We start from the raw sequence: 12,570 nt of genomic DNA, 5'->3' as shown, positions 1-12,570 counted from the left end.
CCGCAATGATCCGCCGATCCCTCGCTGTTGCGCTGGCCACTGCCCTGCTGCCGTTGTCCGCCCATGCCGCCGACCTGCTGCAGGTCTACGAAATGGCGCGCAACGGCGATCCGCAGCTGTCCGCCGCCGAATCGACCCGGCTGGTCGACAAGGAAGGCGCCGTGCAGGCGCGCGCCGCCCTGCTGCCGCAGATCAACGGCCAGGCCACGCTGAACCGCACGCGCAGCGAGCCGAACGCCGACATCAACTCCGGCTCGTTCACCAACAAGCGCCGCAATTACACGATCGATGGCAGCCAGACGCTGTTCAACTGGACCCAGATCAACAACCTGCGTTCGCAGCGTGAGCTGAGCAAGGCGGCGGACTTCACCCTCGATTCGGCCAACGACAGCCTGATCGTGCGCACCTCGGCGGCCTACTTCAACGTGCTGGTGGCGATCGAATCGCTGAACGCCGCACAGACCAACGAAGCGGCCGCGAAGAAGCAGTTCGACTTCGCCGACAAGCGCCTGGAAGTGGGCCTGGCGCCGATCACCGACGTGCACGAAGCCCGCGCCCAGTACGACCAGGCGCGCGCCAACACCATCGTTGCGCAGAACACCCTGGCCGATAACTACCAGGCCCTGACCGAACTGACCGGCCAGCCGGTGGTCAACCTGCGTGGCCTGCCGGCGGACTTCCGCCCGGAAGTGCCGGCCAACCGCGGCAACATCGACGAGCTGGTGCACCAGGCCACCACCCAGAATCCGGCGCTGAAGGCGCAGGAACTGAAGGTCAGCGCCGCCGAAGCCGGCGTGCAGGCCGCCCGTGGTGGCCACTACCCGACCCTGTCGCTGGGCGGCAGCTGGGGCAAGACCGCGACCTGGGGTGACAGCACCGGCGCCGGCTCGCTGTCGCCGGACGCGCGCACCAACAGCATCGGCCTGACCCTGAGCGTGCCGATCTTCGCTGGCGGAGCCACCCAGTCCAACGTGCGCCAGGCGCTGGCCCAGCGTGACATCGCCCAGGATGGCTACGAGCAGCAGAAGCGTGCCCTGGACCGCAACACCCGCAATGCCTACCAGACCCTGGTGCAGGGCATCAGCGAAGTGGAGGCCCGCCGCCTTGCGGTAGTCTCGGCGCAGAGTGCATACGACGCGTCGCAGGTTGGCCTGGAAGTCGGTACCCGTACCGTGCTGGACGTGATCCAGAACCAGCGCATCCTGTTCTCGGCGCAGCTGGACTACGCCCAGGCCCGCTACACCTTCCTGCAGAACCGTCTGCTGCTGAGCCAGTCGCTGGGTGCGCTGGACGTGGCCGAGCTGCAGGACGTGAACCGCCTGCTGACCCAGGACGCCGGCAACCCGGCAACGACCACGCACTGAGTCGTCGCCCTGCCGGCAACCAAGAAGCCACCCGCGAGGGTGGCTTTTTTGTGGGCGGCGCGTACGGCCCGACCCACGCATGGCGCAGATCTGCCGGCCGTCAGCCCGGCCACGCGCCTGCCCGTTCCACTGCGGCCAGCACGCACAACGCCGTGGCCAGGGGCGCAAGCACCATTGCAGCACCCGGCATCGGCGCACGGACACGCAGTGTTGCCGGGCACAAGGCCGCCATCACCAGCAGGGTTGCTGGACCCGGCAGCACCGGCAATGCGCCGACCGGCGCTCCCAAGGCCAGCAGCGCCGCCGCCAGCACCACGGTGACCGGTATCAGCCGCGTCCGCAACCCGGGCGCTTCATCACCGGCCACAGGCCGGAGCTGCGCTGCCAGGTGTGCGGCCAGCGACAACAGCACCAGCAGCAGTGCTGCCAGCCCGGCCATGCCCGCCAGCGGCAGCAACGGCAGCAGCCACTGCAACTGCGGATGGCCCTGCAATGCCACCGACAACGGCCGCGTACTGGCCAATACCGGGAACTCGACCAGGCCGGCCTGCAACGCGGCCAGCATGATCAGCAGCAGCATCGCCAGCAGCAGCGCGGCCGCCAGCAGCCAGGGGGATCGCGTACGCGCCTGCCGGCCACGTCCAGGAAATCCCAGTGCCAGCCCCACACTGGCAAACACCCCCAGCAAGGGCACGCTTGCCGCCAGCACCCCGCCGGGGCCGAATCGATAGGGCGCGGTGGCATCCGGCAGCCACGGAATCCAGTTGGCGTAGTGCACGTGGCGAACCGCCAGCGCCAACAGCAACAGCCCGACACCGATCTTCACCGTCAACAACACGCAGACCGTCAGCGCGATGCGACGCGGGGGCAGCAGCACGAACGCACCCAACACCAGCAGACTGGTGACGGCCATCACCGGATCCGGCAGCGCGCTGCCGGTTTCAATACCGCGACTGGCAAACACGGCACGCGCGTGGCCGGCCATGGACTGCGCCACGCCAGCGCTGGTCATCACCAGTTCCAGCAGCAGTGCAGCACCCAGCAGGCGCGCGGCTGCCGTGCCCCAAGCGGCCCGCAGCAGGCCGTGCAGGCCATCGGCTGCGGGCCGCTGCTGGTTCAGCACGTGCAGGCAATACAGCATCGGCGCCGTGCCCAATGCGGCCAGCAGCAGACTCAGTACGATGGCCGGCCCCGCCTGGGCGGCGGTGTACTGGCCAACCAGCGCGACCACGCTGCCACCCAGCAGCAGGGTCAACGCCACCATCGCGAAGTGATCCATTCCCAGCAGCGCGTGCCGGCCACGGCGGTTATCGCTGTCCATCGCAAGCCCTCTTGAATCCGCACAAGCGCGGTCGACAGGAGGCTGGCAGCGTGCGCCAAGTGGCGGTATCAGAATCCGTACTGTGCGCACCGCGATGTGACCACAAACACGTTCGCAGCCACGCATCCGGTCCTGCTGCGACAGGAATCCGGCTGCTAAGCAGAATTGATGCAGTCGATCACGTCAGTCGGTCCGCGTAGCATCCGCCCTGGCGGTGTTGCTGCCCGGCTCAGCTGCGCGGCGGCGGCAGATGTGGCGCGACCAGCGCCAGCGTGCGCTGCAGGGCACCGCGGCCATTGCTGACCAGCGTGCAACCGGCACGGGCCATGTCCTCGCGCGCCTGGGCGTCGTCCAGCAGGTGCTGCAGCAGGTCACCTACCGCCTGCACGTCCTCGCCGATCAGCAAGGCACCGGCCTCTCGCATGCGCCGTGATATCTCGGCGAAGTTGTGCAGGTGCGGACCGGTCACAGCGGCAGTGCCCATCGCCGCCGGTTCCAGCAGATTGTGGCCACCGATCGGCTGCAGGCTGCCGCCGACGAAGGCGACCTGTGCACAGGCATAGAACGGCATCAGCTCACCCAGGGTGTCGATGACGAAAACATCCGTGCCGGCCTCCGGCCATTGCTTCGCGCGACGGGTCGCCACGTTCCAGCCCTGCTCGCGCGCCAGCGCCTCCACCTTCGGGAAGCGCTCGGGGTGCCGCGGTGCCCACAGCAACAACAGGTCGGGGTGCTGCTGGCGCAGGCGCCGATGCAGGTCGATCACCGCCTGCTCCTCACCATCGTGGGTACTGGCCGCGATCCACACCGGGCGCCCGGCGGGCACGCAGGCATGGAACTGCTCGACGAAGCCCTGCACATCCGGCGTGGCGATATCGAACTTGAGGTTGCCCAGCGCCTGCACCTGTTCCCGCGCAGCCCCCAGCTGCACGAAGCGCTCGGCGTCGTCCTGCGACTGCGCGGCCACGCAGGTAACCGTGCGCAGCGCACGGCGGATCAGCGCCGCCAGCACCCGGTAACCGCGCAGCGAGCGCGCTGACAGGCGGGCGTTGAGGATGTAGACCGGAATGCGGCGGTCGCGGCAGCCGAACAGCATGTTCGGCCACAGCTCGGTTTCCAGGATCAGCGCCAGGCTGGGCTGGAAGTGGCCGAGGAAGCGGTTGACGCTGCCCGGTACGTCGTACGGCAGATAGACGTGGTCCAGCGCGTCTCCCCACAGCGCGCGCACGCGCTCCGAACCGGTCGGGGTGATGGTGGTGATGACCCAGCGGATGTCCGGACGCTGCTGGCGCAGGGCATTGACCAGTGGCGCGGCGGCGTTGACCTCGCCCACCGAGACCGCGTGCAGCCAGACCCGCGGCTGGCCGGTCGGCTGCGGATACGAGGCATAGCGCTCGTCCCAGCGCCGGAAGTATTCACGGACCCGGAAACCGCGCCAGACCAGGTGGTACACGGTGATCGGCAGCAGGATGTAGAGCACGGCCGAATACAGGCCGCGCAGGATCCATTCGACAGGGTCTTTACGCATGCGGCAAGGATACGGGAGCCCCCCGGGAAAGACACGCAGCCGGGTTGGTAGAATGGCGCCATGTCCGATGCCACCACCGCCATCCGCCCGTCGCTGCGCGATCCCCGCAACTGGCCGATGTTCACCGCCATGCTCGGCGCCTTCGCCATTGCCCGCCTGCCGTGGATGCTGCAGCGTGCGCTCGGCCGTGGCGTCGGCTGGATCAGCTGGCGCCTGCTCGGCAGCCGCCGTCGCGCCGCCGAGGTCAACCTGAAGTTGTGCTTCCCGGAGAAGGACGAAGCCTGGCGCCAGCGCCTGGTGCGCGACAGCTTCGACGCGCTGGGCGTGGGCGTGCTCGAGTGCATCCGCGCCTGGTGGGGCAGCATCGACCGCATCCGCCCACAGGTGAAGATCGAAGGCCTCGAGCATCTGCGGCAGATGCAGGCCGAAGGCCGCGGCGTGCTGCTGGTGTCCGGCCACTTCATGACCCTGGAGATGTGCGGCCGCCTGCTGTGCGACTACGTCGATCTTTCAGGCATGTACCGCAAGCACAAGAACCCGGTGTACGAGTGGGCGGTGAAGTTCGGCCGCCTGCGCTATGCCAAGGCGATGTTCGCCAATGAAGACATCCGCGCGACCGTGCGCCACCTGAAGAAGGGCGGCTTCCTCTGGTACGCGCCGGATCAGGACATGCGCGGCAAGGACACCGTGTTCGTGCCCTTCTTCGGCCATACCGCATCCACCATTACCGCCACCCACCAGCTGGCGCGGATGACCGGTTGTGCGGTGATTCCTTACTTCCACCGCCGCGAGGGCGGGAAGTACTTCCTGAAGATCGGCGCGCCGCTGGAGAACTTTCCCAGCGAGGATGTGGAAGCCGATACCACGCGGGTCAACCAGGCCATCGAGGAGATGGTGCGCGAGGCCCCCGACCAGTACCTGTGGATCCACCGCCGTTTCAAGCGCCAGCCGGGCGGGCGGAGCGATTTCTACAAATAACGGGATGCGGTGGAAGGGCCGGCGTGCTCATGGTAGTCGCCAACCTTGGCTGGCGCCGATGAACCGAGGCCGGTCCCGAGGCGCCAACCAAGGTTGGCAACTACTGCATCGGCGGAGATTCATCCGATTCGTGGGCCAACAGGCTGCCGGCGAACAACGCCGCCAGCAGCACGGTCAGGCCACCCCAGAACGCGGAATAGAACGCCAGATGCGTGTTGAGCGGGAACACGGTGACCGCCAGCGCCAGCATCGCCGGGCGGGCCCGCTCACGCGCGGCCATCGGTGCATAGCGCCAGGCCCGCCAGGCCTGGGCCACGGCTGCCAACCACAGCAGCAGGCCGAGCACGCCGGTTTCCGCCAGGATTTCCAGCACGATCTGATGGGCATGCAACGCCGGGGCATCGCCCCACACCGCCGGTTCGTCGCCAGACACGCAAGCCGGATAGGCATCGCGGAAGCCGCGTGCACCGACGCCATTGAGCGGATGTTCCTCGATCATGCAGGCCGCGGCGTCCCAGATCCGCGCACGCCCTGACAGTGCCTCGTCGACACCGCGCTCGCTTCCATCCCAGGCCAACGCCGTTCGCGCGAAGCGTTCGCGCAGCTGCGGCACGCTGGCGGTCAGCGCGCCCGCACCGAGGACAGCGACCAGCGCCAGCAGCACCAACCGTTTCCAGCCGAACTGGCGCACGCCGCTGTAGGCAAGCACCAGCGCGAAGGTGATCCACGATGCGCGCGAGCCGGCCAGCAGCAGCACGCAGCCCAGCGCCGCCGCGGCCAGTACCCAACCCGGATTGCCAAAGCGACGCGCCAGCGGCAACAACAGGAACGGTGAGAGACTGGCCAGGACCTGGCCGAACTTCAGGTTGCACGGCCCGAGTGCCCCACTGAGGCGATCGACCACGGCCGCCTCAGTGGCCGGGCACAACGCGTGACCACTCACCGCAAGCTTCAGCTGCTCAAGCGACCAGAACCACGGGCTGGTTCCGGCCACCGCCTGCACCAGCGCATCCAGGGTCCATGCGCCGGTGATCAGCGCCAAGCCACCGAAGGTCAGCCGCCTCCGTTCGGGCGTGGCCACCGCGATCGCCACCAGCCACATGAAGGGCAGGTAGCGCAGGCCGGCGGCCGCCTTCGTCCACGACGCTGCCGGATCGATCGCATCAAACGCCGAGAACGCCTGCGGCAGCCAATAGCCGAGGAACAGGATCGAGGTCAGCGCCCACGCTGCCGTGCTCAACAGGTGCGGACGACGCTGCAGTCGGCGCATGACCATGCGCGCGGCGGCGTAGACCGCGCCAAGACCGAGAATGGTTTCGGCGATGCCCGGCAACGGCCACATCGCCACGTACGCCAGCACCCACCAGGGCGCCCAGCGTCCGGCGCGGTCGTCGCGCACGGTGACGGCGGGGTCAGCCGGCGAGGTCGGCATAGAGGCGGAGGGTATCGCGCTGCATGGCCTGCAGGGTAAACGGGATGCGGGTCGGCAAGGACGGCGGCTGCGCCAGCAGGGCCAGCGCACGTTCACCCAGCGCGCGTGCATCGCCCAGCGGCACCGCGCCAGCGGGCTGCAGCTGCCGCAGCAGTTCGCCGACGCCACCATGATCCCAGCCCAGCACCGGGCGGCCCACCGACAGCGCCTCGACCACAGTACGGCCGAATGCTTCGGGCTTGTCCGACAGCTGCAGCACCAGATCGCTGGCCGCATAGGCCTGGGCGATGCGCGCGGTCGGTGTGCTGATCTGCACGGCATCCATCACGCCCAAAGCAGCGGCCTGCCGGCGCAGGTCGGCCACGTAGGCTTCGCGGCCCGGTTCATCGGTGCCCAGCATCCACAGCTGTGCCGGTACACCGGCCGCGCGCACATCCGCCAGCAACTGCAGCGCATGAGCATGTCCCTTCAGCCGAGTGCCCCGCCCCGGCAACAGCAGCAGCGGGCCCTCAACCTGCGTCAGCCACGGGTAGTCGGCTGCCAGCGCCAGTCGTGGCCGGCGGTCGGCGCGGGCCACGCGCGGAAACTGTGCGACATCGACGCCGCGCGGAATCACCTGCAGCTTCGCTTCGGGAACTGTCGGATAGTGCCGCTGCACGTAGTCGCGCACGCTGTTGGACACGCAGATCACGCGTTCACCGCTGGTCATCACCGCGCTGTAGCGACTGGGCGAATTCAATCCATGCACGGTGGTCACCCAGTGCGGGCGCTGTGCGGCGGGCATGGCATGGATCGCGTACAGGCCCAGCCAGGCCGGCAGCCGCGAGCGGGCATGCACGACGTCCGCGCCAACCTCGGCGAACAGTCGGCGCAGGGTCGGCAGGTGGCGCAGGGTCAGCAGCGACTTGCGGCCGATGTCGAGGGTGAGGTGCTCGGCACCGCTATCGAGCAGCGGCTGCACCAGGCGGCCGCCAGCCGACACTACCAACGCGCGATGGCCGGCGGCGACCAGGGCCGCAGCGATTTCCAGGGTCGAACGCTCGACGCCGCCGGAGTGCAGCGCCGGCAGCAACTGCACCACGGTCAATCGGCGCATCGAAGGGGCGGCCGCTTAGTCGGCCAGCACGAACACGGAACCGCAGTACGGGCACTGCGCTTCGCCGTTGGGCTCGTCTTCGATCGGCAGGTACACGCGCGGATGCGAGTTCCACAGCGCCATTTCCGGGGTCGGGCAGCTCAGCGGCAGATCGCTGCGGTGCACGGTGTAGCGCTTCTCGGCGTTGGCGGGCGCAGTGGCGGTATGGCTCATGGCGGATGTCGATGAACGGGTTGCGAGGCCTGTGATTCTAGCATCTGGGCCGCCCCGACATTGCGCCGCAACGGGTCTTTACGCGTACCGGGCCGATTCCCTGCGACCTTGCATGCCACCTCGGGATGGGGTGCCGGTGGAAATTCCCGACCGAACCAGCAGAATCACGCCGGGAAACCGCCGACAACGATATTTCCCGCATTTGGATCGAACTAAATGGCACTTGTCAGGTTGCCACGGCTGTTGCAGGATCGGGCCAGGTCGTGAACCGGCCTGCCCCAATCCGACCCGATCGCATGGCCCGCCCCCACCGGACCGGCATCGCTTCTTCCACTGCCATCCCGGCGGGCGGAGCGATGCTGTCCGTGGTGTCCGCCGATGCGGGTTCTGCCCGCCGCCTGCCCTTCCGGGAGACCCTTGCATGACCCTGTCCGATCCACGCCGCGCCCTGCTTCCGCTCGCCCTGGCCCTGGCCTGTGCGACTACCGCGATGCCGGTGCTGGCACAGGGACTGCAGACCTCGTTCGAGCCCGGCGAACCTGCCCCGTCGCAGGCCGCGGGTGCACTGCAGGTCACGATCGGCAACGGCCCTGCGGCGCCTTACGCCGCCAAGCGCAATGCGGGCTACAGCGGCCTGCATGCACTGCGCTACAGCAGCGAAGGCGGCAGCGCGCGGCGCGAGCTGTTCAAGGTGGACATGGCCATCGAGGCCGATACCACCCTGTCGTGGCTGGTGCTGCCGGAGATCGTCGGCAAGGACACCGTGGCCTCGACCTATGTGTCACTGGGCCTGCTGCTGGACGATGGCAGCCGCGTTTCGGCCGGCGCGGCACGCGACCAGCACGGTATAGCCCTTGGCGCACACGCGCAGGGCGTGTCGAAGACGCTGTATCCGCAGCAGTGGGCGCGCAAGGCGGTGCGGCTGGGCGACGTGCCCGCGCTGAACGGTCGCCGCGTGGTGGCGATCGAACTGGAGGTGGCGAGTGCCGACGGTGCACCGGTCGCCGGCTGGATCGACGACGTGCGCCTGGATGCTCAGCCGCGACAACAGCCGCAACGCGTCTCCGACTGGGTGCTGACCACCCGTGGCACCCAGGCCAACGGCACCTTCTCGCGCGGCAACAATTTCCCGGCCACGGCGGTACCCCACGGCTTCAACTTCTGGACTCCGGTGACCGATGCCGGCGCACTGAACTGGCTGTACCGCTGGAACGAACAGAACGACGCACAGAACCGCCCGCAACTGCAGGCGCTTGCGCTGAGCCATCAGCCCAGCCCGTGGATGGGCGACCGCCAGACCTTCCAGGTGATGCCCTCGGCCAGCCGTGGCGTGCCGGAGGCCGACCGCCGCAAGCGCGCGCTGTCGTTCGATCGCAGCCACGAGAGCGCCCGCCCTTACCGCTACGACGTGCGCTTCGACAACGGCATCGCCGCCGCCATCGCGCCGACCGATCATGCGGCGCTGTTCCGCTTCGATTTCCCCGAGGGCGGCGACGCCAACCTGCTGTTCGACAATGTCGATGCACGCGGTGGCCTGACTCTGGACGCCGCCACGCAGACGCTGTCCGGCTATACCGACACGCGCAGTGGCCTGTCCAACGGCGCCAGCCGCATGTACGTGGTGGCCCGCTTCGACAAGCCCTGGCGCAGCAGTGGGCGCCTCGACACCGGCCGCCCGACCGGTTACATCAAGTTCGATGCGGGCAGCGACCGGCGGGTGACCATGCGCATCGCCACCTCGTTGATCTCGGTGGAGCAGGCGCGGCACAACCTGGCACTGGAAATCGCTGCGGCCGACACGCTGGAAAGCGTGTCCGGCCGTGCGCAGGATGCATGGGACGCACGCCTGGCCCGCTTCGACATCGGCGATGCCAGCGACGACCAAAAGACCACGCTGTATTCCAGCCTGTACCGGCTGTTCCTGTACCCGAATTCCGGCCATGAGAACGTGGGCAGCGCCGCCGCACCGGAGTGGCGCTACGCCAACCAGGCCAGCGCCAGCGATGACAACACCGAGGGCAGCGCGACCCGCAGCTACGCCGCCGTGCGCGACGGCAAGGTATTCGTCAACAACGGCTTCTGGGACACCTTCCGCACCACCTGGCCGGCCTATGCGCTGTTCACGCCCGACGATGCCGGCCAGCTGGTGCAGGGCTTCATCGAGCAGTACCGCGCCGGCGGCTGGATCGCGCGCTGGTCGTCGCCGGGTTACGCCGACCTGATGGTCGGTACCAGCTCGGACGTGGCATTTGCAGACGCGTGGCTGAAAGGCGTCGGCGGCTTCGATCCGGCAGAGGCCTACGCGGCCGCGCTGAAGAACGCGACCGTGGTCCCGCCTGACCGCCACGTCGGCCGCAAGGGCATGGACCGCTCGACCTTCCGTGGCTATGCCAGCGCCGACGTGCACGAAGGCATGTCGTGGACGATGGAAGGTGCACTCAATGACTTCGGCATCGCCAACATGGCCGACGCCCTGGCCAAGCGCGCGACCTCGCCCGCCGCACGCGAACGCTACAGCACCGAGGCCGACTACTTCCGCCACCGCGCCGCCAGCTACGCGACGATGTTCGACCCGGACGCAGGCTTCTTCCAGGGCCGCAAGGCCGATGGGCGCTGGCGCGTGGACGCCAAGGCCTACGACCCGCGCGTGTGGGGTCACGACTACACCGAATCCAACGGCTGGACGTTCGCGTTCACCGCCGCGCACGACGGCGAGGGCCTGGCGGCGCTGTACGGAGGCCGCGAAAAGCTGGCGGCGAAGCTGGATACCTTCTTCGCCACACCGGAAACCGCGGACCCGGCACTGGCCGGTTCCTACGGCGGCACCATCCACGAGATGACCGAAGCGCGCGACGTGCGCATGGGCATGTATGCGCACAGCAACCAGCCGGCACACCACATCCCGTGGATGTACCTGTACGCCGGGCAGCCGTGGAAGACCCAGCAGCATGTGCGCGAGATCCTGTCGCGGCTGTACGTCGGCAGCGAGATCGGCCAGGGCTACCCGGGCGATGAGGACAATGGCGAGACCTCGGCGTGGTACGTGCTGGCCTCGCTGGGCCTGTACCCGCTGCGCATGGGCGCCCCGGAGTACGTGATCGGTTCGCCGGCATTCCGTCACGCGCGGGTGGAACTGCAGGGTGGCGCGGTGCTGACCGTGAACGCGGCCAACAACTCGCGTGAGAACGTCTACGTGCAGTCGCTGAAGATCAACGGTACGCCGTGGACGAAGACCTGGGTGCCGCACGACCTGATCGCCAAGGGCGCGACCCTCGACTTCGTGATGGGCCCCCGTCCCTCGCGCTGGGGCAGTGGCGTGGACGATGTGCCGCGCTCGTTGACCCCGCGCGGCCAGCGCCCCCAGCTGCTGCACGACCTGCTCGGCAGCGGCACCAAGGCGACGCTGGCCGATGGCCGTGCCCTGCCCGCGCTGCTCGATGACGATGCCGGCACGACGGTGGGCCTGGGTAGCGGCGCAACCATCGCGCTGACCGGCCTGGCCGAGGGCACCCCGACGATGTACACGCTGACCAGCGGCGACGGCCGCATCCAGGGCGGTGAGTGGACGCTGGAAGCGCGCAACGGCAGCGGCAGCTGGGCCGTGCTCGACCAGCGCAGCGGCGAAGACTTCGAATCCGCCCGCCAGACCCGTCCATTCCGGATCGCCAAACCCGGTCGTTACAGCGAGTACCGCCTGCGCCTGGCGGCACCGGCACGGCTGCCGCTGGCGGAGATCGAACTGCTGGCGGCCGGCACCGTACAATGAGCGGCATGCGCTTCCGTCTTCTGCCCTTGGCCCTTGTTGCCCTGTCCTTCTCCAGTTTCGGCCAGACCCAGGCGTTCGATACGCAGCTGACCCGCGACGGCGTGACGCTGAACTACCAGGACGCCCGTGGCGCGCTGGCCGCGCCGCAGCGCAAGCGGGTGATCGATACGTTCTTCTTCGCCTATCTGCGCGAACGTGCGGACTTCCATCCGGCGGCGCCGTCGATGGTGCGCATCGTGATCGATCCGGCCTACACCGGCATCGCCTTCGTCGGCGACAAGGACCACGCAGCGACGATCACCATCAACCCGGGGTGGCTGGCGCAACACCCGAACGACATCGACCTGGTCACCCATGAGGCCATGCACATCGTGCAGGGCTATCCGGGCTACGGCGACGCGCGGGTGCCGGGCTGGCTGGTGGAAGGCATCGCCGACTACGCACGCGACCGCTATGGCATGGACAATGCCGCCGCGGGCTGGGCACTGCCGGGCAAGGTCGAGAAGGGACAGAACTTCGACAGTGGCTACCGGGTGACCGGTGCGTTCCTGAAGTGGGCCGACGCCGAACACCCGGGACTGGTGCTCGCACTGGACAAGGCCCTGCGCGACGGCCGCTATGCACCGACGGTGTGGCAGAAGCACACCGGCAAGGCACTGCCAGCGCTGTGGGCGCAGTACGCCAAGCCGCGTTCGGATGCACCGCCGCCAGCCCCTGCACGCCGCGGCAAGCGGCACTGAGCCCCCACGCACTTTGCGTTCGCCGGGCAGTGCCCGGCGCTACCGCATCGCGGCCTCAGCGCGACTGCACGAAGCCGGCGTACAGCGCGAACAACTGCTGGAAGTACCGCCGCGTCACTCGATTGCGCATGA

The 12,570-nt window shown here is 68.5% G+C and carries 9 protein-coding genes; 4 read left to right on the top strand and 5 right to left on the bottom strand.

Annotated elements, in window-relative coordinates; all coding sequences use genetic code 11:
• Window positions 1-5: 5 nt before the first annotated feature.
• Window positions 6-1,364: a TolC family outer membrane protein gene (locus RI032_RS12405; protein ID WP_010480790.1), complete on the top strand. Its 1,359-nt coding sequence runs from the start codon at window positions 6-8 to the stop codon at window positions 1,362-1,364.
• 100 nt (window positions 1,365-1,464) lie between these two features.
• Here RI032_RS12405 and RI032_RS12400 read toward each other — a convergent pair whose 3' ends face one another.
• Together RI032_RS12400 and waaA are read right to left on the bottom strand one after the other, a co-directional pair.
• Window positions 1,465-2,685 carry an APC family permease gene (locus RI032_RS12400; RefSeq protein WP_322547074.1) on the bottom strand — a complete coding sequence of 407 codons (1,221 nt, stop codon included), beginning with the start codon at window positions 2,683-2,685 and terminating at the stop codon, window positions 1,465-1,467.
• Between the two features lie 229 nt (window positions 2,686-2,914).
• Window positions 2,915-4,213: a lipid IV(A) 3-deoxy-D-manno-octulosonic acid transferase gene (gene waaA, locus RI032_RS12395; RefSeq protein ID WP_049413335.1), complete on the bottom strand. Its 1,299-nt coding sequence runs from the start codon at window positions 4,211-4,213 to the stop codon at window positions 2,915-2,917.
• Window positions 4,214-4,273: 60 nt separating this feature from the next.
• Between waaA and RI032_RS12390 the strand changes: the two genes are divergently transcribed.
• Window positions 4,274-5,191 carry an LpxL/LpxP family Kdo(2)-lipid IV(A) lauroyl/palmitoleoyl acyltransferase gene (locus RI032_RS12390; protein WP_010480797.1) on the top strand — a complete coding sequence of 306 codons (918 nt, stop codon included), beginning with the start codon at window positions 4,274-4,276 and terminating at the stop codon, window positions 5,189-5,191.
• 100 nt (window positions 5,192-5,291) lie between these two features.
• Here the strand turns inward: RI032_RS12390 and RI032_RS12385 are convergent, their stop codons facing one another.
• Genes RI032_RS12385 through RI032_RS12375 form a run of 3 tightly spaced genes read right to left on the bottom strand, consistent with a single transcriptional unit; the run spans window position 5,292 to window position 7,932 of the window.
• Entirely contained in the window at window positions 5,292-6,623 is a 1,332-nt protein-coding gene (locus RI032_RS12385) for an O-antigen ligase family protein (RefSeq protein WP_322547073.1), read from the bottom strand.
• Window positions 6,604-7,719, bottom strand: coding sequence for a glycosyltransferase (locus RI032_RS12380; protein ID WP_322547072.1), 1,116 nt, complete (start codon window positions 7,717-7,719; stop codon window positions 6,604-6,606). The genes RI032_RS12385 and RI032_RS12380 overlap by 20 nt, the downstream gene beginning before the upstream one ends.
• A 15-nt stretch (window positions 7,720-7,734) precedes the next feature.
• A complete protein-coding gene (locus RI032_RS12375) occupies window positions 7,735-7,932 on the bottom strand; it encodes a zinc-finger domain-containing protein (RefSeq protein ID WP_005410967.1) in 198 nt (65 codons plus the stop codon).
• Between the two features lie 421 nt (window positions 7,933-8,353).
• On the opposite strand from RI032_RS12375, the gene RI032_RS12370 reads away from it, so the two are divergent.
• Window positions 8,354-11,698, top strand: a complete 3,345-nt coding sequence (locus tag RI032_RS12370) for a GH92 family glycosyl hydrolase (RefSeq protein ID WP_322547071.1) — start codon at window positions 8,354-8,356, stop codon at window positions 11,696-11,698.
• Entirely contained in the window at window positions 11,695-12,438 is a 744-nt protein-coding gene (locus RI032_RS12365; RefSeq protein WP_322547070.1) for a basic secretory protein-like protein, read from the top strand. The genes RI032_RS12370 and RI032_RS12365 overlap by 4 nt, the downstream gene beginning before the upstream one ends.
• The last annotated feature ends 132 nt before the right edge of the window (window positions 12,439-12,570 follow it).

This window comes from Stenotrophomonas geniculata, assembly GCF_034508895.1.
GTDB lineage: Bacteria > Pseudomonadota > Gammaproteobacteria > Xanthomonadales > Xanthomonadaceae > Stenotrophomonas > Stenotrophomonas geniculata.
Note: the sequence above shows the minus strand (reverse complement) of the source record. Positions and strands in the feature narration are given on the sequence as shown.